This window comes from Fervidobacterium pennivorans DSM 9078, assembly GCF_000235405.2.
Taxonomy (GTDB): domain Bacteria; phylum Thermotogota; class Thermotogae; order Thermotogales; family Fervidobacteriaceae; genus Fervidobacterium; species Fervidobacterium pennivorans.
In genome coordinates this window covers 1,689,603-1,710,436 of sequence record NC_017095.1, presented here as the reverse complement: position 1 = coordinate 1,710,436, position 20,834 = coordinate 1,689,603, and the positions used below count along the sequence as shown (strand labels likewise).

20 protein-coding genes are annotated in these 20,834 nt (G+C 38.2%); 16 read left to right on the top strand and 4 right to left on the bottom strand.

Going from position 1 to position 20,834, the window contains the following annotated elements; translation table 11 throughout:
- Positions 1-15: 15 nt before the first annotated feature.
- Positions 16-1,407: an aspartate kinase gene (locus FERPE_RS08140; protein WP_041263483.1), complete on the bottom strand. Its 1,392-nt coding sequence runs from the start codon at positions 1,405-1,407 to the stop codon at positions 16-18.
- 385 nt (positions 1,408-1,792) lie between these two features.
- Between FERPE_RS08140 and FERPE_RS08135 the strand changes: the two genes are divergently transcribed.
- From FERPE_RS08135 to FERPE_RS08070, 14 genes are all read left to right on the top strand, one after another.
- Positions 1,793-2,071: an acylphosphatase gene (locus FERPE_RS08135; protein WP_014452149.1), complete on the top strand. Its 279-nt coding sequence runs from the start codon at positions 1,793-1,795 to the stop codon at positions 2,069-2,071.
- A 79-nt stretch (positions 2,072-2,150) separates the two neighbouring features.
- The gene (locus tag FERPE_RS08130) at positions 2,151-3,368 is read left to right on the top strand and encodes an adenylosuccinate synthase (protein WP_014452148.1); all 1,218 of its coding nucleotides are present in this window, start codon (positions 2,151-2,153) and stop codon (positions 3,366-3,368) included.
- Between the two features lie 3 nt (positions 3,369-3,371).
- Positions 3,372-4,115 (top strand): Mut7-C RNAse domain-containing protein, encoded by a 744-nt coding sequence (locus FERPE_RS08125; RefSeq protein ID WP_014452147.1) that lies wholly within the window; start codon positions 3,372-3,374, stop codon positions 4,113-4,115.
- Between the two features lie 977 nt (positions 4,116-5,092).
- Positions 5,093-5,380 carry a hypothetical protein gene (locus FERPE_RS08120; RefSeq protein ID WP_155804141.1) on the top strand — a complete coding sequence of 96 codons (288 nt, stop codon included), beginning with the start codon at positions 5,093-5,095 and terminating at the stop codon, positions 5,378-5,380.
- Positions 5,368-5,937: a DUF4416 family protein gene (locus FERPE_RS08115; protein ID WP_014452145.1), complete on the top strand. Its 570-nt coding sequence runs from the start codon at positions 5,368-5,370 to the stop codon at positions 5,935-5,937. Before FERPE_RS08120 ends, FERPE_RS08115 begins: the two co-directional genes overlap by 13 nt.
- 14 nt (positions 5,938-5,951) lie before the next feature.
- Positions 5,952-7,247 carry a 30S ribosomal protein S12 methylthiotransferase RimO gene (gene rimO, locus FERPE_RS08110; protein ID WP_014452144.1) on the top strand — a complete coding sequence of 432 codons (1,296 nt, stop codon included), beginning with the start codon at positions 5,952-5,954 and terminating at the stop codon, positions 7,245-7,247.
- The gene (gene pgsA / locus FERPE_RS08105; protein ID WP_014452143.1) at positions 7,244-7,810 is read left to right on the top strand and encodes a CDP-diacylglycerol--glycerol-3-phosphate 3-phosphatidyltransferase; all 567 of its coding nucleotides are present in this window, start codon (positions 7,244-7,246) and stop codon (positions 7,808-7,810) included. Before rimO ends, pgsA begins: the two co-directional genes overlap by 4 nt.
- 47 nt (positions 7,811-7,857) lie before the next feature.
- Entirely contained in the window at positions 7,858-8,430 is a 573-nt protein-coding gene (thpR, locus tag FERPE_RS08100) for an RNA 2',3'-cyclic phosphodiesterase (RefSeq protein ID WP_014452142.1), read from the top strand.
- Positions 8,420-9,490 (top strand): recombinase RecA, encoded by a 1,071-nt coding sequence (recA, locus tag FERPE_RS08095; RefSeq protein ID WP_014452141.1) that lies wholly within the window; start codon positions 8,420-8,422, stop codon positions 9,488-9,490. Before thpR ends, recA begins: the two co-directional genes overlap by 11 nt.
- A complete protein-coding gene (locus FERPE_RS08090) occupies positions 9,468-9,998 on the top strand; it encodes a regulatory protein RecX (protein WP_014452140.1) in 531 nt (176 codons plus the stop codon). The genes recA and FERPE_RS08090 overlap by 23 nt, the downstream gene beginning before the upstream one ends.
- Before the next feature lie 5 nt (positions 9,999-10,003).
- Positions 10,004-11,551, top strand: a complete 1,548-nt coding sequence (gene rny / locus FERPE_RS08085; protein ID WP_041263481.1) for a ribonuclease Y — start codon at positions 10,004-10,006, stop codon at positions 11,549-11,551.
- A 39-nt stretch (positions 11,552-11,590) separates the two neighbouring features.
- Positions 11,591-13,018: a murein biosynthesis integral membrane protein MurJ gene (gene murJ, locus FERPE_RS08080; protein ID WP_245530454.1), complete on the top strand. Its 1,428-nt coding sequence runs from the start codon at positions 11,591-11,593 to the stop codon at positions 13,016-13,018.
- Positions 13,019-13,068: 50 nt separating this feature from the next.
- Positions 13,069-13,782, top strand: a complete 714-nt coding sequence (locus tag FERPE_RS08075) for a biotin--[acetyl-CoA-carboxylase] ligase (RefSeq protein WP_014452137.1) — start codon at positions 13,069-13,071, stop codon at positions 13,780-13,782.
- Positions 13,751-14,977, top strand: coding sequence for a D-alanyl-D-alanine carboxypeptidase/D-alanyl-D-alanine-endopeptidase (locus FERPE_RS08070; RefSeq protein ID WP_014452136.1), 1,227 nt, complete (start codon positions 13,751-13,753; stop codon positions 14,975-14,977). The genes FERPE_RS08075 and FERPE_RS08070 overlap by 32 nt, the downstream gene beginning before the upstream one ends.
- Here the strand turns inward: FERPE_RS08070 and FERPE_RS08065 are convergent.
- On the bottom strand, positions 14,974-15,876 hold the full coding sequence (locus FERPE_RS08065) for an alpha/beta hydrolase fold domain-containing protein (RefSeq protein WP_014452135.1): 903 nt from the start codon (positions 15,874-15,876) through the stop codon (positions 14,974-14,976). The genes FERPE_RS08070 and FERPE_RS08065 overlap by 4 nt on opposite strands.
- Before the next feature lie 10 nt (positions 15,877-15,886).
- The gene (locus tag FERPE_RS08060) at positions 15,887-16,837 is read right to left on the bottom strand and encodes a YbgA family protein (RefSeq protein WP_014452134.1); all 951 of its coding nucleotides are present in this window, start codon (positions 16,835-16,837) and stop codon (positions 15,887-15,889) included.
- Between the two features lie 117 nt (positions 16,838-16,954).
- Here FERPE_RS08060 and FERPE_RS08055 point away from each other — a divergent pair, with 117 nt between their 5' ends.
- Positions 16,955-17,137, top strand: coding sequence for an HTH domain-containing protein (locus tag FERPE_RS08055; protein WP_014452133.1), 183 nt, complete (start codon positions 16,955-16,957; stop codon positions 17,135-17,137).
- 92 nt (positions 17,138-17,229) lie between these two features.
- Positions 17,230-19,362: a metallophosphoesterase gene (locus FERPE_RS08050; RefSeq protein ID WP_014452132.1), complete on the top strand. Its 2,133-nt coding sequence runs from the start codon at positions 17,230-17,232 to the stop codon at positions 19,360-19,362.
- A 37-nt stretch (positions 19,363-19,399) separates the two neighbouring features.
- On the opposite strand, the gene hcp is transcribed toward FERPE_RS08050, so the two are convergent.
- Entirely contained in the window at positions 19,400-20,695 is a 1,296-nt protein-coding gene (gene hcp / locus FERPE_RS08045; RefSeq protein WP_041263480.1) for a hydroxylamine reductase, read from the bottom strand.
- Between the last annotated feature and the right edge of the window lie 139 nt (positions 20,696-20,834).

The window sequence follows — 20,834 nt, the reverse complement described above, 5'->3', positions numbered from 1 at the left end:
CTTTCTTCGCTTTGTTTAATCCTCACCAAAAAGTTCATTGTGGACCATCCTAACTGCGTCTTTTACGTTCTGAGCATCAACTAAGAAATACATCGAAACTTCCGAAGCACCTGCGGAAATCATATCAACGTTTATCTCACCTTTGGATAGCGCACCAAAAACTTTAGCTGCTATACCATGTGTATCGAGTAAACCGTAACCTACAACTGCCACAAGCGCCTTATCTGTTCTGTATGAAATTTTCTCTATTTCTCTAAGCCTAAGCGTTTCAGCAACTCTCATAACTTCCGGGAGGTCTTTTTTAGAAACTATTAGATTTATCGCTGTCTGGGATGTGATAACGAACTTAATATTTAAACCAAATTGTGCCATACTTTTTGAAATCTCACCCAATACACCTGGAACCCGTCCCAAATTTGCCCCAAAGAACTGAACAATTGCTACATCATCCGTAAACGAAACACTCTTCACACACCTCTCAGAACGATGTTTTTCATTTGAAACTACCGTGCATTTGCTGAGATTGAAATTTCCTGAAAAACTGCACACATACAATGGTATTGAACGGTTCTTAAGTGGTTCCACTGCATTTGAATGGACAATCTTCGCACCAAAATATGAGAGCTCCTCAAGTTCATCGTAACTGAGTTTTTCAAGCAATATTGGATTTTCAACAATTTTCGGGTCACCGCTAAGAAAACCGTTGACATCTTTGAAAAGTACAACATAATTTGCATCTAAAGCATATGCCAAAACAGTGGCTGTGTAATCACTCCCACCACGTCCCAAGAGAGTTACATCACCATCTTTCGATACACCATAAAACCCAGGAACTATGGAATGATTGTTTTTCCAATCATTCAAGCGTTTCTCAATCAAGTGTTTTGTGGGTTCAAGGAGCACAGATGCATTTCCAAATTTTCCATCGGTTATTATCCACTCCTCCGGCATCTTAAGTTCAAAATCAAGACCTTCCTTTTGCAGTAATTTTTGCAACACATATGCGTTAAGACGTTCGCCATAGCTTATGATTAAATCTTTTGCAAAATCAGGCACCTTGTGAAGTAATTTAACCGCATCGAATATTTTCTCTAGTTCAAAGACTTTGTTTTCCAAATCCTTAAGCTCTTCTGTTATTTGATGCGAATTTCCATCATTACTCATTGATAATAGTGAAGAGTGCAAATCGTAAAGTTCACGCAAAAATGTTCGAACATCAATGTTTTGAAAGTTGTTAACCGCGTTAAACAATCTATCGGTAATACCATAAGCAGCACTCACAACCAACACTAACGTTTTCTCCTTCTCAAACTCGAGTATTTCTTTAATTTTTGCTATTACTTCGCAGTAGCCTTGAAAGTTTTTGAAGTTCGAACCACCGAACTTAACTACAATAAAACTACCCATTTTGCTCACGGTATCACCTCCTGTAAAACTTTTCTTTGGATATAAAAAAAGGTCGGGTGATTTTCTCACCCGACCGTCCTTTTGCTTTCCAACAAACTAAGGGCATACCGGACGGTCGGTACGCCACATCATCATAGCCATCATGCTTATTTGTTTGCTCTGGTATTCATCAACTATTAAAACTTTCGCCCTTTTGATTTCTTTCATAAGCTTTAAATTACTCCTTCTTACTACTTTTTGATTGATGTTCCCTTTGGCAAGAATTATACACAAAAACTTCGATATTTCAAGATTGAATTTTCAAAAAATTGTGTTATAAAAAAAGCGTGTTTTGGAAAAACTATAAAACCTTGAAGGAAAATGGACCAAAGGTGGTGTGAAAGTTATGGAAGGCACCATTTGGAAAAAGTGGAATGTTCGTGGTATTGTCCAGGGTGTGGGATTCAGACATTTCGTTAAGAACGTGGCACGTGCAATAGGTGTTAAAGGTTACGTGAAGAATGAAATGGATGGGAGTGTAACAATCGTTGCTGGAGGAAATTCGGAGCAACTAACTGAACTTTTCAAAAGGGTCATGGAAGGGAACGGTTGGAGTTCTATCACCGATTACGACGAAGAAATCTTGCCTCCACAAGATTACAAAGATTTCCATGTCGAGTTCTAAACAACTCGAAGAATGGAATAAGAAACTTAATTTTGTATACAAATCTCACAAAACTTACGGGAAGAGGAGATGAAGAGAAATGAAAGTGGCATGCTACGGTCTTCAGTGGGGGGACGAAGGAAAAGGAAAGGTAACGACGTACCTTTCCAAGGATTTTGATTACGTTGTTCGGTACAGTGGAGGTAGTAACGCTGGGCACACAGTTGAGTACGGTGAATTCAAGTTGGTCCATCACTTGGTACCTTCGTTTGACGTAAGAACAAAGGCAAAAGGATATATTGCAAACGGTGTCGTTGTGGATTTGAAGGTCTTGAACGACGAAGTGGAAGAACTAAAAAAGATAGGATTTGATATCTCAAGTAGGCTGAAAATCTCCAGTCTAACTCATATTGTTTTGCCTGTTCACAAAATGCTTGACGAAAAGCTTGAACTTTCAAAAGGAAGTAAGGCTGTTGGAACAACAAAAAGAGGAATTGGACCTGCATATGCCGACAAGGTGCACAGGATAGGATTGAGGCTGGTAGACCTAAAAGAAAAAGAACTGGCTCTTGAAAAATTGCGTTTTGTGAGCGAGCTATATAAAAATCTCTACTCGATAGAATGGGACGATTACGATTGCATCTTTGAAGAATACGAGAAACTCAAAGACAAGATTGTTTCTCCACTCGAAATCAGGTTTGAACTAAATAATTCAAACGTTCTGTTTGAAGGAACTCAAGGAGTTTTGCTTGATGTTGATATGGGTAGCTATCCTTACGTTACCGGAACATACTGCAATGTTACAGGTGTTGAAACAGGTTTGGGCTATCCTATAAAAATCGATAAGCGTATAGGTGTTTTTAAAGCATACCTGACAAGGGTTGGTGAAGGTCCGTTTCCAACTGAATTATTTGGTAAGGAAGCAGACGAGCTCAGAAAAGCTGGGAAAGAATATGGAGCAACGACTGGTAGACCAAGACGATGTGGATGGCTCGATTTACCACTTCTCAGATACGCAATTGAAATATCCAATTGTGACGAAATGATAATGACAAAAGCAGATGTTTTAGCTGGAATGGAAAAGATAAAGGTCGCTGTTAACTACAGAACAAGTGAGCATGGCAAGGTTATAGATATGCCTTATGATTTAGGCTTGATTTCCAATGTTCATGCTGAGTATGTGGAATTCGATGGTTGGAAAAGCTTAGACGACAAGAATTTTGAAAAATTTGTCAAGTTTATCGAATCAGAGACAGGCAAAAAGATAACTTACATATCCACAGGAGCCCTTATTAGCGATATTGTGAGGGTATCTTGACATATGGAAACGAAAATAACAATCAGATTTTTTGGTAGTTTGGTCGACTTAGTTGGAAAACAATACGTACAGTTAGACGCTGGAATTAATCAAACAATAAAAGATTGTGTAGAGCGCCTCGGTGTTCCACACACCGAGGTATATTTTATAACGTTACAAAAAAGCTTTGTGCGTTTTGATAAAATCGTGAAAAATGGAGATATGTATTTTGTTTATCCAGAATGTAATTTGGATATACCAAAAGAATACATTTTAACCCCAAAATATGAAGGTGTTCCAAAATTTATTTTGGATATTCACCTTGGAAAGCTTGCAAGACTCCTAAGAATGCTTGGAATCAGTGCCGAGTATGGAGTTGTGGACGACAATGAAATCGTTTCAAAAGCACTCTCTGAAAATCTTATCATCCTTACAAGGGATAGGGGAATTTTGAAAAGAAACGAAGTGACTTATGGCTACATATTGCGCTCAGATGACCCCAAAACACAACTTAGGGAAGTAACTCTCAGATATAGCCTTCAAAATTGGTTTGCTCCATTCACAAGATGTATGGAATGCAACGGTAAATTAATAAGTGTTCCAAAAAGAGATGTCCAGGAACATGTTCCTGAAAAAGTCAGGGAAACATTTGACGAATTTGCCAAATGCGAAAGGTGTGGAAAAATCTACTGGGGTGGAACGCACTACGAGAACATGAGTGTGTTCATCGAAAAATTTTTGAAAGACATTCCCAGGAAAAAATTTTGAAATATTCCAATTTCTTACACCTTCACTCAATCCATTTCTTGTTTTGGTTAATTTTAATGTACGTTATCTACTAAATTCCCTAAAAAAGCTTTCTCAAGATTTTAGAGTTCAGATTTTTTGGTTTGGAATTTGGTTGGTTAGGGTGATTCAACGCTTTGTTGGATTCATCCTAACCAATTTTTCATATTCTTTACTTGTCGTAGTGTAACCCATCATGGTAGTATGGTAGTATGGTTGACATGGCTAACTTTTGAATTTACCACCTTATACCTTAACGTTAGGTATATATATAACGTTAAGTTAGTAGTAGTATTATATATATGGGTGGTAAATTTGGTAAGTTTACCTAAATGTAACACTGCAAGTCTTTATCCAAGGGCACTATAGAATCATATTACAACTTACCACCTTTTTGTTACAACTTACCACCCTGGTAAGTTTTTACGAAAAAGCTTGATTTTAAGCCACATTAAAGGTGGTAAATTTTTCTAATAATGATGAATACACATTTTAAGTGCAATTAGGCATGCCTAAAAGCTGTGAAATTTTTCACTAATGGTAAATTTGGTAAGTTTTTTGTTGAGAATCATTCTCAAGAAACTATGGATAGTAAACTAATTTTGTTTTTCACAAAATATAGTGGTAAAAAACTTACCACCAGGTGGTAAAAACTTACCAAAAACTTACCAGAAATTTACCACCAATCAATAAGTTGTGGTCAAAAATTTACCACCAACAATATATAGTGGTAAATTTGGTTATAATTTTGCTGTTTCTCGAAGTTATTCTTGGCTAAAAAAGTTTTGGTTCATAAATGGTAATAATTGCGGATATTTTTAATTATTTCGATACGGTGTTCATTTTTTGGAATTTTATTGTATAATTAATCATAGGTTCCAGGATTCCAGAATTTGAAGCAGGCAAAATTAAGGTCAGGGGTTTTTACTGAATCGCTAGTGGAATTAAAAGGTGGAGAAATGTCGAAAAAGTGGATAAGAATTTTGTTTTATGTGATGACACTACTAAGTGTTTTTATGTTGTTATTCACATATGAATACGTGTCAAGAGTGAAGAATGCCCCTCTTGTGACGATAGAAGGTTTAAGGGGCAGTTATGTGCTTAATGGGGTTTTACACAGCCAAGAAGCACAATTGGATGTCGGAAAATATGTAGTTTTTGGTGAGAGCATTTTGCGACTTTACGGGAACCGTGTGAAGGTGGTTAAAATACCACGTTTCGAGGTGGAAGTTATATGGGAAAAGTGAGAATTGTTGAGCCGGTGAATTTAGTGATATTTATTTTTTCGGCACAGTTAGATTATTGGCTTGAAACTGTGAAACCTGATTTGATATCTCTTTTTGGACCAATAGATTATATCAGTCCAGAGCTAGATTTTGAAAAGTACACACTTTATTACAACGAAGAAATGGGGTCTGGAATAACAGGAAGGTTAATTAGTTTTGAAAGGTTGATTCATCCGTCGCTGTTAGCTTCGATAAAGATTAAGACAAACGAATTGGAGTTAAAGCATGCGGTAGATGGCAAAAGACGGTTCAACCTTGACCCTGGATATATACACCACATGCAGTTCGTATTGGCTACAACAAAGATGTGGCCCCACAGGATATATATAGGGCAAGGCATATATGCAGAACCAACGTTGATGTATATAAATGGAGCCTGGAAAGATTACGATTTTACTTATCCAAATTACAAAGAAGAAGTCTATAAATTTGAACTTTCGAAAATCAGAGACCTGTACCTTGAAAAAAGGAAGAAGTATCTGCAAAATTTTGTGAAAAGTGAAAAGCGTGTTAGGTGAGGAGGTTGGAATTCTTGAAATTATACATCGTGGTTTTGGGATGCCCAAAGAACGAGGCAGATTTTGCTCTATTTAAGCACCATATTAAACAACTTGGGCATGAAATTGTTGACGATTTAGATGAGGCAGACGGAGTAGTTATCGATACTTGTGGGTTCATATTAGATGCCAAGCAAGAGTCGATAGACACAGTTTTGGAATTCGTTGAACACAAAAGAAAACAACAAAAAGAAGGAAGAGATTTCAAAATATTTGTCACAGGATGTTTGGTCCAGCGATATCCCAAGGAGTTACCTGTAGAAATTCCAGAAGTAGACGGATGGTTTGGCGTCCTTCCACCAAAAGTGTTAGCGGACAACCTTGAGAAAACCAAAAAGTACGTAACGGATCCCATAGCTGTATACGATTTTGAAGGAAGGGTCGATGATGACCTTCCGTACGCGTATGTAAAGATAGCTGATGGTTGTGACCGTGCTTGTACTTTTTGTACAATACCAAAATTCAAGGGGGGTTTTGTAAGCAGAAAGCTCGAGGATATAGTAAAAGAAGTGAAACACTTGGTCGCACATGGAAAAAAAGAGATTATCTTGGTTGCTCAAGATACGACGGGATATGGTGTTGATTTGTACGGAAAATCGATGCTTCCAGAACTACTCAAGCAATTGAACGATATACCTGGAGACTTCTGGATAAGGGTTATGTACATGCATCCAGACCATGTAACGGACGAAATTCTTGAGGGGTTTTCATACCAAAAAGTAGTAAAGTACTTTGATATACCAGTCCAACATGGTAGCGAGAAGATTTTAAAACTTATGAACAGGACTAAAACACCAGAAGAACTCGAAGATTTGTTTGAGAAAATTAGGACGATGTACCCAGAAGCGGTGCTGAGAACATCGGTCATTATAGGATTCCCAGGAGAAACATCTCAGGATTTTGAAGAATTATTGGAGTTTATAAGACGTGTTGAGTTTGATAAGCTTGGAGCATTTATGTATTCAGATGAAGAAGACGCACCATCTTACAAATTACCACACAAAGTTCGTCCGACAACTGCTCAAAAAAGGTTGGATCAGTTAATGGAAGCACAAGCAGAGATTTCGTTTATTAGAAACCAAAGATATGTTGGAAAAGTTATCGATGTTTTGATTGAAGAAGAAGCCAGTGGAGTCCTCATAGGTCGCGGTTACATGGATGCTCCAGAGATAGATGGTAACGTCTTTTTTAAAGGTAGTAATTTAAAAGGGTTTGTAAGGGTTAAAATCACAGAGGCGGACACATATGATTTGGAGGGAGAGTTAGTTTGAAATTATCGAATGATACGAACGTTGTTTTCAATTTACCAAATACGATAAGTTGGTTGAGGATTATTTCAACAATTTTCGTTGTGCTGCTGATGTATCTTAACCTATATGCCTGGGCTTTCTTTTTATTCTTGTTAGCAGCCATTAGCGACTATGTGGACGGCTATTTCGCCAGAAAGCTCGGGCAGGTTACAAAACTTGGTAAGGTTCTTGACCAGATGAGTGATAAGATTTTAATTACGTCGATTTTTGTTGTTTTTGTAGAGTTTGGTATGCTCCCTGGTTGGCTCGTGGTTATATTGGTTTTTCGTGACACATTGGTTAGTACCGTTCGAATGGTTGCATCCGAAGCTGGGAACATCATCGCTGCTAATATTTTCGGCAAGCTGAAGACAGTATCACAGATGGTTCTGGCAATTGGGCTGTTCGTTGAAAAACTTGACTTTCTCTCTCTTGGCTTATTATTTGGAAAAGTGAATTTGGTTCTGGTATACTTTGTAGCCATTGTTACAATACTCTCGGGAATGCTTTATCTTTACCAAAATCGAATATACTTGAACCGCTGAAAAACTGCTTAAAAAGTACTTAAGCAAAGGACCTGGAGGGGTTTACTGTGAGAACGTTTATAGCTATTGACGTAAATCCAGAAATAAGGGAAGTTGCACAGGAGGTTATAGACAAACTTATTTCCATGGGGTTCAAGGCCACATGGACAAAACCGGAGAACCTTCATCTTACACTCTTTTTCCTTGGAGAGATGGACGAAAAAGCTGTTGATTCAATGGCTCATGCTCTTCAGAAAAGATTACAAGGTTTTCCCTCGTTCAGCACGGATTTAGCAGGTTTTGGCTATTTCAAATTCAAGCATTCTCCAAGAGTGCTATTTTTAAAACTTGAACCTACAAAATCTTTGCAGAGGTTATTCCTTGAAATGAAGTCAGAGCTTAACAAAAACAAAATCAAATACGATGAGCAAGGCAACTTCGTTCCACATGTTACTTTAGGCAGGGTAAAAGAATACCCAAATGATTGGGAAAAGTTGGTTGAAGGTATCCAAACGCCCAAGATAACGCTTGTAGTTGATGGAATAACGATTTACAGTTCCACATTAACACCACAAGGTCCCATTTACAAATGGGTCTACAAACTGAAATTTGAGGGAGGTCTGATTAAGAATGTCAGATGAAATGAAAAAGGATGTACTGAAAAAAGCTATCAGCAAAATTGAAAAACAGTATGGCAAAGGTTCTATAATGATTCTTGGTGAAGATAACCTCGTTCAAAGTATAGAGGTTATTCCAAGTGGTTCGCTCGCTATCGATATTGCATCAGGCGTTGGTGGTTATCCTCGTGGAAGAATCATAGAAATCTATGGTCCAGAATCAAGTGGTAAGACAACGATAGCGCTCCATGCTATCGCTTCTGTCCAAAAACTTGGCGGAATAGCTGCCTTCGTCGATGCAGAACACGCACTAGATTTGAATTATGCAAGAAACCTTGGAATAAACCTTTCTGAGCTTTTGATTTCACAGCCAGACTACGGCGAACAAGCACTCGACATCGTTGATGAACTGGTTAGAAGCAACGCTGTGGACCTTATTGTCATTGATTCGGTTGCAGCACTCGTTCCACGTGCTGAAATCGAAGGAGCAATGGGAGATGCGCAGATAGGTCTTCAAGCAAGGTTGATGTCGCAGGCACTTCGAAAACTCGCAGGAAATGTAAACAAATCCAAAACGGTAGTTATCTTTATTAACCAAACGCGTATGAAAATAGGGGTTATGTATGGCAATCCGGAAACAACCACTGGTGGAGTTGCGTTAAAGTTTTACGCGACGATGAGGATGGAAGTTAGGTCTTCAGGTAAGATAGTTGAAGGAAACGAACACATAGGAAACGAGGTAACGATTAAATTTGTGAAGAATAAGGTCGCACCTCCGTTTAAAACAACAACGGTCGATATTATCTACGGAAAAGGAATTGTTCGCGAAAATGAACTCTTCAACATCGCGGTGAACGAAGGATTTATAGACAGGCGAGGGAGTTGGTTCACGTACGAGGCACTCGATGGAAAAGAACATTCTCTTGGACAAGGGAAAGCAAACGCTGTAAGTTATCTTGTAGAACATCCCGAAATTGCGGATGAAATTGAAAAAAGAATACGCGAGAAATATTTCTCTAAACCGGTAAGTGAAGAAACGCAAGTTGCAGAAGGAACGAAGAATGCGGAAAAGGCGACAAAGTAAATACGAACTTCAAAGCAACAGAAACAACTTAGATAGTTTTGAGTCTCATAACGAGTGGGAAGACGAAAAAGGCTATCAAAATAGTAAACAGTTAAACAGAAGCTCAAAAAAGAGGGCTAAATCTGATCCTTTAAGCGTTGCTCTGAGATTCATCAAATTCAGAGCACGCTCCCAGTGGGAAGTAGAAAACAGGCTTAAAAAAGAAGGCTTTTCAGATGAGGTTATAAACCAAACAATAGAAAAGCTCAAAGAGAGTGGTTTTATAGACGATGAGAAGTTTGCGTATCTTTATGCTTACGATAGCTTGGTAATACATTACAAAGGTCCTTACAGGATACGCTATGAACTCAGGCAACTACATGTAGATGAATACGTAATAGAAGACGCAATAAAAAAAGTTCTTGAAGAAGTTGATGTTCAAGAGATTATCGAAAAACTGACAAAAGGATTAGATGAACACAAAAAGCGAGAAAAACTATACAGACATGGTTTTGGAGGTGATTGGTAATGGATATTTTGATATACATAATTTTAGCGGTCGTAGGTCTGGCATTAGGTTTCTACCTTGGAAGCACGGTTGGCAGAAAAAAAGCTCAAGAAGATATCGAAAAGAAATTAAAGGCTGCTAAGGAAGATGCGGAAACCATAATAAAGAATGCGGAAAAAGAAGCTACCGAGATAAAGAAAAGAATGATAATAGAAGCGCGCGAAGAAGCACACCAAATTCGCGAAGAGATAGAAAAAGAAAGAAAGAGAAGAGAAGAGGAAATAAAGCAACTCGAGGAAAGGATTTTGAAGCGTGAGGAACTTCTCAGTAAACGAGAAGAGATGCTTGATAAGCGCGAAAGTTTCATTGAAAACTTAAAAATGGAATTAGAAACAAAGGCAAAGGAACTTGAAGCGAAGGAAAAGGAAATCCAGGAAAAGTTTACCAAACTGGCAGGTCTTACGCACGAACAAGCAAGAGAAATAGTTTTGCAAGAGGCAAGAGAAAGATACGAACACGAAATTGCGAAAGTTTTTGTTCAAATTAAAGCAAGATACGAAGAAGATGCTGAAAAGTATGCAAAGAAAGTTATTGCTGATGCTATTCAAAGGTATGCTCCCGAGTACACTGGTGAGGTTACTATCAGCACGGTTGCCTTGCCAAACGATGATATGAAAGGTCGTTTGATAGGAAGAGAAGGAAGAAATATAAGAACTTTTGAAAAGATAACGGGTGTTGACCTTATTATTGATGATACACCTGAAATGGTTACTTTGAGTTCTTTCAACCCGTTGAGAAGAGAAATCGCAAGGAGAACGATAGAAAAATTGGTCCAGGATGGTAGAATTCACCCAGCAAGGATAGAAGAGATGTACGAAAAAGCGAAGGCAGAAGTTGAAAAAGAAATCAAAGAGGCAGGTCAAGAAGCAGTAATTGCAGTTGGTGTTGGAGGACTCCACCCGGAAATTATTAAATTGCTCGGTAGATTGAAATTTAGAACAAGCTACGGTCAGAACGTTCTGAACCACTCAATCGAAGTAGCTCAAATTGCTGGCTTGCTCGCGGCTGAGCTTGGACTGAATGTAGATAAGGCAAAGCGTGGAGGTTTGTTGCACGATATAGGTAAAGCACTCGACCACGAAGTTGAAGGTTCACACACGATTATAGGTGCAGAGATTCTCAAAAGATACGGGGAATCTGACGAAATTATCAACATGATAATGGCACACCACGGAGAAGAAGAACCAATGACACCAGAAGCAGCCATTGTCACCGCTGCAGATGCTATCTCGGCTGCAAGACCCGGTGCAAGAAGGGAAGATGTAGAAAGCTACATTAAGAGATTGATGAAACTTGAAGAGATAGCAAAGAGTTATAAATACGTTGAAAATGCCTATGCAATACAAGCGGGTAGGGAGATTAGGGTTATTGTCCAGCCAGAGAAAACCGATGATGCAACAATCGAGAAATTGGCGCATGATATCGCAACGAGAATAGAGAATGAATTACAGTATCCAGGTGTACTTAAGGTTGTTGTGATAAGGGAAAAACGCTCAATAGCTTACGCAAAGTAAACTGACCTAATCTTTGGAGGTTGTCGAAAATTGAGTGTAATGTTAAGTAGCCTTGCATTCGCTATAGCGACATTCTTGTCAAGAGTCTTAGGACTTGTCCGAGATATGCTCATGGCCTCAAAATTTGGAACATCATGGCAAGCAGATGCATATTTCGTAGCCATCTTGTTCCCGTTTTTCTTACGAAGGGTTTTTGGTGAAGGTGCGATGACCTCTGCATTTGTACCACTTTACAGTGAGTCTAAAGACAAAGATGAGTTCTTATCTTCCGTTCTAACAAGTTTTACAATAGTCTTATTAGTTATAGTTTCAGCGGTCATGATATTCCCAGATATAGTCGTATACCTTTTCAGTTCAGGTGCAGCACCGAAAACGAAAGAACTTATACGCGTTCTGACAAGGATAACGGCTCCTTCGATACTTTTCATCTTTTGGTGGGCGATAACATATTCTATTGAGAATACGCGTGGTAAGTTCTTTTATCCGGCTTTAACACCTATTATTCCAAATATCGTAATTATAATCTTTATGTTGGTCCCAGGTTTGGGTATTTACGGACCTACTTGGGGCTTTCTAATAGGAGAAGCCGCTGCATTCTTGGCGCTTGCTTATCCGTTAAAAAGGCACAAACTCCGTTTTACTTTTAAATACACAGGCGAGTTCTTAAAACTATTTTGGCCCAGTTTCTTAGCGATGTCCATTTCTCAAATCAACAGCATAGTTGACACGAACGTGGTTTCTTATTACAGTCGAGGACTTGGCGGTGGAGTTTCCTATCTCCAATATGCATCAAGATTTTATATGCTCCCATATGGTTTGTTTGGAGTGGCTGTGGCAACTGTGATACTCTCAACAATCAGCAACGATAGAGATAATTATACTCAGCATTTAAAACATGGTATAACTTCGACACTGTTCTTCACGGTCCCTGCAACAATCGGTCTTATCGTTCTCGACGAACCTATACTTCGGTTATTTTACGAATATGGGCAATTTACAGCGAAAGATACCAGAACTACTGCTCAAGTACTAAACGCTTACGTCTTAGGACTACCTTTCTATGGTATGTATTCAACGATGACACGTGCGCGCCACGCAATGAAAGATATGAAAACACCTTTGAAAGCAACAACGATAGTTGCTGTATCGAATGTAGTGATGGACCTTCTTGTTGGCTTGAAGTATGGACCAGTTGGCGTCGCGTTAGCTACAAGTGTTGCAGGAATAGTAGGATTTCTGTACCTTTTGATAAACGAACAAAACAAAAAGCTTTTCGAAAAAGATGATTTGTACATTATCTTGTCTGCATTTATCATGGGGGTAGCGACTTATTTCTTTTCTAATATTTCTTCAAGACGTATTTGGGTGATTCCATCCACAATTTTTGGCGCAGTGGTTTATTTAATTTTTTCCGCAATTTTCTTGAGACACAGGTTGAAAGAGTTTTTGAGAAGGAAAGCATTATAGTTTTACAGGTATATTTGCTGGAAAACGGATAAAGGGAGCTGAGTGTAGAGATGATAGGAGAAGAGATAGAAGTACTTTACGAGGTCGATAGCACCAACGAGTTTTTGAAAAGGAACTATAAGTCTTTTCACGATGGAGCTATAGTAGTTGCCATTAAGCAAACAGCTGGCAAAGGTAGAATGGGAAGAACGTGGTATTCTCCAGAAGGTGGACTTTGGTACTCGGTTCTCTTTAAACCGAAGGTGCACATAGGCCTTCATGTATACACAAAAGTATTTTCTATAGCCATTGTGGAAGTATTAAAAAAGTTGAAAGTGAAGGCTTACATAAAGTGGCCCAATGACATATATTACAATGGTAAAAAACTTGCGGGCATACTCTCAGAAGCTGTTTCTGTTAACGACAGAGTAGTTGCGATAATTGTAGGTATAGGAATCAACGTGAACAATGACATTCCAGATGATTTGAAAGATATTGCAATCTCATTAAAAGATATTCTGAAGAAAAAGGTAAAAATCACTTACTTACTTGATGCCATTAACAAACATGCGTGGAACTTATTGATAAGTTACAGAAATGAAACTGAGAACATTACAAAACTCTGGAAGAAATACTTAGTCCCAAGAGAAGGAGATAGGATTAAGATAAAAGTTGATGAACAGATTGTTGAAGGAACTGTTTTAAAAATTACAGAAGATACTTTGTATGTTGATATGGGAGGCAAAGTAATCGGTGTCCAGAGCATCCATCAAATTGTTGAGTAAAGAAATTAAAAACTCCGGTTCCTTTCTCTTATTTTTATTGTTGTCGTTTTTACTTTTTCCTTCCTTCTGTTTATCACAAGACATTTATTCACTTATAACATCAAAAGTACCACAAGGTGGGTTTGTCGGTGTATATTTTGCTGATGCAGACAATGGTAGTACGCTCGTTCACTATAATGAGCATAATCTTTTTATTCCCGCTTCGTTGACAAAACTGTTTTCCACACTTGTGGCTTGGGAAGTGCTTGGACCTGAGTTCCGCTACACCACCACAGTTTATGTCCCACGTGGTAACATTTCACCAAGGATTAGGGGAGATATCGTCATAAAAGGCAACGGAGATCCTTCGATGAGTGTTGAAATACTCAGTGAAAATTTTAAAAAGTTCATAATAGAAGGTGTTAAAGAAATCGAAGGTGATATTGTTATTGATAATTCCTTTTTCTCAAATGAAAGATGGGGTATCGGTTGGGAGTGGGATTACAAAAACCCAAGTATTGATGCACTTGTGCTTAAAGAAAATCCTAATACATTTAACCCATACGATATTAACGCCGTGGCGTTGAATTTTGGGTTTAACGTTAGGAAGATCCTCAATGATTACGGAATCAAAGTTTACGGTACAGTTAAAATAGGCAAGTTAAGAAATGACTATAGAGAATTCATAGTCATTAAATCCGCCCCTTTAAAGAACCTTATATCGGTTGCAAACAAGTACAGTAGCAACTCTTACGCTGAACAAATATTGAGAACCGTGGGTCTAAGAGTCTACGGATTGGGAAGTATTTACAATTCACTCAAAGTGATGAATGACTTTTACAAGAAACTTTTCGGAGAATATTATCCTTTCAAGTTGAACGACGCTTCAGGTTTGTCAACTTACAATCTTGCTACACCATACATGGTTGCACAAACGTTAGTTTACGCGTACAAAAACCACGGTGGCCTTAACGGGTTCATATCAACTTTAGCGAGATCAGGAACAGAGGGTACGATGCAAGGGAGGCTTGGGGATATAACGTTGTATGCGAAGACTGGAACCTTGCAGAAAGTTTCCAACATAGCAGGGATAATGATTACAAAGACTGGTAGAAAAGTAGCATTCGCCATAATGGTCAACAACTTTGTCATTCCAACGTACGTTGTCATGCAGTACCAGGATGAGATAATTAGATTCGTTTGGAATAACTACTAAAATTTCACCCCCGTTACTAATATTTCTTTTACTTTTTTAAGTGCATCTTTTGATTCAGGTAGGAACGTGAAGACTACCCAGTCGTGGAACATTCCAGGATATTCAAAATAATTCAGCGGGAGGTTTTGAGACGTACATACCTCCCGTAATTTTTTAGAGTCTGGATGCAGTAAATCATTTGTTCCTGTAAAGACAGTTATTGGGCAAAGCTTTGAGAAATCGCCATAGATGGGGCTGAGATAAGGGTTTTTTAAATCTGCACCTGCGGCATATTTTTGAGCGGCAGATTTTAAACCTCGTATAGTTAAGATCACATCTTTTTTCTCGTATTCCTTAAGTTCAGGATTGTTCATATTTAAATCAAGCCACGGAGAGAAAAGAACAATGTGGTTTGGCAAATTCTTGCCTTCATCTCTCAATTTTTGTGCAAACCCAAGAGCCAGTCCTCCACCAGCTGAATCGCCTATAAAAACGATTTTCTTATCTTCATATTTTTCTTGCACTTTGCAATATAACTCATCCATGAATTTATAAGTATCTTCCCAATTTGATTCTGGAGCGATAGGATAATCTGGTACATAAATTATTGGATGAATCATTTCAACTATTTTCTGAACAACACGCCAATGCATCTTAGATATATTTGCAACGTACGCTCCACCGTGTAGGAAGATGACCACTGTTTCTGGTCTTGAATTCTTTGTTTTGATTTCCCAAACCTGTCTCTCTAAGATATGCGAAAGAGAAACATCAGCTATTCTATAGATAGATTTCTTTGGTGGTGCTGGAGATTTATTAAAGTTGTTTTCCCTTATTTTCTTTTCAACGATGTTCGAAAATCTCATAACCTTTAAGAGTGTGTACATTAAACGTGAAAATGTGCTAACAGCAACTCCCATTCGCCTTATCTCACCTCTCAGTTACTTCTCTTTCGAGTTTCAGTTGGTCCAATTCCTTGGGATATGGTTCGAAAAATGTTTGATCCAAGACATAATCAACGGAATACCGTATAGCCCAAGATTTTAGGATTGCTAGTAAAGTTTGTAAGTTTACAATATGGTTTTTGTAGTCTTCTAACAAATCCATAAAATACGCTTTTTCTTGCAATGATAACTTGTCTTTGAAATAACCATATAGATGCAGGAGTGTATTAATGACCTTTGGCACTTTCAAAGGTGTTTTCAATGCCTTTACGAGCAGTTGTTCGTATGCAATTTTTATAGTGTCATCAAAACCCTTTTGTGCAACCAATTTTCCCATATCACGCATTGCTTTCTCGTTTTTTGCCATTAATAAATACTTATTCCTTGAATGAAATTCAACAAGTTCTTCCTTGCTATTAACCTTTCTAAAACGTGCATGTGTAAAAATGAATGTGAGAAACTCAAATCTCAGCTTATCGTTTGTAAGTCTCATTTCACTTTCAATGGCAAGATGCGGGAATCTTTCTAGCATCACTTTTGCAAACAAACCTGGTGTTTTTGAAATAACTCTCCCGTTTTCTCCATACAATTTTGCATCGTTTAAGCCACAGGATGGAGACTTGGATTTTAGTATCATTCCATCGATGTCGTTTGGCAGACTATCGGTGAATTTATGACTGAAATAAACCATCTTGTCCGTAAGGTCTTCTGACATTGTTTTGTTCATAAGTCTCAGTTCGTTCTTTATAAGAAATACATCTATAGGTTCTCTGGGAACTGGTAAGCCTATCTCAACTTCTGGACAAACTTTTATAAAGTCACAGTATTTTTCAAGCTTTCTTACAATTTCACTCGAGATGATTCCACCATCGTATCTTGTGTGCTCAAAAAAACATCTGCTAACAACTAATTTTGGTTTAATATCTTTCGCAGTCATAGTTTCTCTCTCCTTTACTTTTTTCAGACCAGTCACTCCCTTGGCATTTGTGCTATAATAATTATACCACGTATCAATTTAAAGTAGGTTCACTTTATATTTAGGGGGGATACACCGATGGATAAGAAGGAGCTGGTTTTCAAAGTTCTCATGGAATCAGACAAGCCTTTAAGACCGGGTGACATTGCGGAAAGAGCTGGACTTTCAAAAGAAGATGTTGATAAAGCGATAAAGTCACTGAAAAAGGAAGGCAAAATTGAATCTCCGAAAAGATGCTATTACCAAGCTAAGAAGCAGTGAAAAGAATAAGATTCTGGAAGCCATCCCACCGCAACGGCGGGAATTTTCAGAAATGAAATTGTAAAAATCTCAAAAAATAGGGGGCCTGGAAGTTGAAAAGCAAAAATATAAGAATTTTAGTGTTTTTGTGTTTGGTTTTTGTTGTGTTTACTCCAAAGCTACTTCTTAGCCAAGATGGAAATGTAAAATCTTATCCGTTCTTCTCGCACCAAGGATACGTTATTTTGCTGACGGATTTGCACTTTCCGTACAAACAAAAAACCATAGAAAGTTTGCTAAACAAAATAACAGAGATTAAGCCACAGCATGTGTTCTTACTTGGAGATTTAACCGAGATGGGAAGTGATGAAGAATTTAAAGGATTAAAAAATGCGCTATCTATAATTGAAAAAGCACAAATTCCATATAGTTCTCTTTTGGGGAACCATGACGTGCGTTGGAGCTATGTGGTAAGGAAGAGTAAGGTGTTGGAAAATTCGGACAATTTTTCGAAAGGTCTTTACGAAGTTTTTTCCAAGGAAGTTGGTAACTTTATTTTTTTGGGTATCGACACCACAATGTATTTCCAACACGGTGGTCATATTGGAAAAGCTCAAATAAATTGGTTGGAAAAAGAGCTAGAGAGAGCCAGAGCGAAAGGTAAACAGGTAATACTACTTTCACACCATCCGTTGGGTGGACCTGTAACATACACGGACGATGGTTGGAAAATAATCGATCTAATATCCAAATACGATGTTATTTTTACCTTTTCTGGGCATGTTCATAAATACGATTATTCTGGTAGTTACAACGGTGCATGGTTTCAAACCCTTGGCGCTGCAAAGGATGGAAGTATGACAGTCTTAAGTTGGGACAGAGAAAATGCTTACCTATGGAGCTACAACCTTGAAAGCGATAACTTTAAAATGATTAAAAGCATACCCCTTGAAAAGAAAAAACGGCAGTTGGTTGATGCGACGATAAAACTTTTGAAAGCTTCTGATAATTCTGATAATACGATGAAACTAAAAGTTGATTACATTGGAGCTGAGAGAATAAGAATCTTGGCTAATGGCAGATTGGTACATGAACAAGCATTGCAATACAACGCACAGAAGTTTTCAACTTACGAAGTTACACTTACTAACGTTCAAAAAACTGATTTTTCCGTTCTTTTGAGAATCTCTGTTGTTGGTAAAGATGGAATTTACCAAAGATTTTTTAAATTGGAAGGGGCACAAAACAGTGACCAGAATGTATTAAAGAAGGCTTGGAATTTCAGTTTGGAAGACACTATCTACTCAAAACCAGCGCTTTTCGAAGATGGAGTTATTGTTGCTGATTACTCTGGGAATGTGGTCTTTTTGAGAAATGGTAACGTGGTTTGGAGAAAAAGTGTAGGTCCCGTTGTGGCAAACGTGGAGATAATTTCAGAATCAAGAGATTCAAAAGTGGAGAAAAGGCAAGTAGTTATAGGAGATTTAGAAGGAAAGATTTATTTTTTTGATAGCAAAGGAAATTTGATTAGGCAGATAAAATTGTCAGAGCCAGTTTATTCATTAAAAGCAGGTAATTCTACGATTGCTATCTGTGCTGGTAGATATTTCCACATCTTGAGGCTTTCTGATTTTAAAGTAATTGCAAAACACGATTTAAAAAGCCTGCTCCAAGTGCAGCCGTTTTTCGAAGATAATATTTATTTTCAACCTTCCTGGGACGGAAATATTTACTTGATAGATGAATATGGGAAGCTGGTTGACCAATTTAACATTGGAAAAACCTACTACACATCTGGTAGTTCAACTCCCACACTTGTTGGAGCTTTACTGATTTACTCAAATATCGATGGAACTGTTAATGCGATGGATGTACGAAAAAAAGAAAAGATCTGGAGTCTAAGAATACCAGGTATAGGTTATTCGGCTGTTGAAAAAGTTGAAGATTTTATATATCTTTCCACTATGAACGGTGAAGTATACAAAATAGACGTGAAGAATGGAAAAATTGTTTGGTCTAGTAATATAGGTTCTTCAACGATAGGTTGTTCCCCAAAAATTGTCAACGCAGGATACCTTCTTTTGGGAACTAACAACGGAGAGCTGGCTGTCATCGATGCAAACACAGGAAAATACGAGAAGTTTGCTGTAGGGGCAGGATATGTGATGGATGTTTTACCTTACGAAAATGGAGTCATTGTAACTTTGGCTGATGGAAATATCCAATTTTTTGCAATGAAAAAATAAAAGCGGTTCCCATCGAAAGGGAACCGCATCGTTATAGTTATGCCTTAAGAATAGCTTTAATGTCTTCTTCAGGTTCTCCAATGAGTTTTATACCATAGTTATTCACTAGAACATCGAGTATGTCTTTATTAACCCACGCTGGTAGTACAGGACCTATGTAGATACCTTTCAGTCCAAGAGCGAGTAACGTCCATAGTATCGCAACAGCTTTCTGTTCCATCCATGTGAGAACGAGCGTTAGAGGTAATTCAGTAACCGGAACGTTGAATGTTTCTGCAAGTGCCATTGCAATTTCAAGTGCTACTATTGTGTCGTTACACTGTCCGACATCGATAAGCCTTGGAATACCTTCGATATCTCCGAGTTGCAAGTCGTTAATTCTGAACTTCCCGCATGCAAGTGTGATAACAATGGTCTCTTTTGGGAGCTTCTCAACGAATTCCCTGTAATATGCGCCGCGTTTTGTTGGTGTGTCACAACCACCAACGACGAAGAAGTGTTTGATTTTACCTGCTTCAACGAGTTCTTTTATCTTTCCTGCAAGGGACTTCACAACGCTTGCTGAATATCCGGTTGTGAGTTTGTATTTTCCTGGTTGTTCTGGAAGTTTTGGCAAAGACTTTGCTTTAGCTATAACTTCCGAATAGTCATAACCTTCAATGTGTTTCACTCCAGGTAGTCTTGCAATTGATGTTGTGAACATCCTGTCTTTGTAGGATTCTTTGGGAAGCAATACACAGTTGCTTGTTCCCAATATCGCGGCTGGAATTTTGTCGAAGAGTTCTCTTTGGTCATACCAAGCTGCGCCAAGATTACCAGCAAGATTCTTGTATTTCCTTAATCCAGGATAACCATGCGCTGGTAACATTTCTGAGTGTGTGTAAACGTAAACGTCTGTGCCTTCAACTTGCTTGAGCAATTCTTCAAGAGCCTTCAGATTGTGACCAGTAACGATTATTGCGTGACCTTCCTTCGTTCCTGTTTCAACCTCAACGGGTGTTGGTTCTCCGTAAGTCTCAATGTGTGCCTTTTTCAAAAGTTGCATAACCTTGAAATTCATCATACCAGCCTTGAGTGCAAGGTTTACAAACTCCTGAGCATCGAAGTTCACATTTGTGAGTGTTGAGTATAGTCCTTCGCTGAGAAATGCTGCTATTTCTTCGTCTTTGTAACCCAGTTCTCTTGCGTGGTAGTAATATGCAGAGATACCTTTCAGTATAAATTGTAGGTTATCCTGTAATCTTGCAACTGTTGGTTCCTTGCCACAAACACCGGTTACCGTACAACCTTCACCATTCATCGCTTGCGAACACTGGTAACAAAACATGTTCAACGCCATACTAACACCTCCTACAAGTGAATTTTTCATGGTTTTTCAATTTACAAACTTTGTGAAAGATTTATTTTGACCGTTCACTGTTATTGTAGCAGGGATGCCCACATTTTTCCGTAACCTATGTTACAATTTTTGT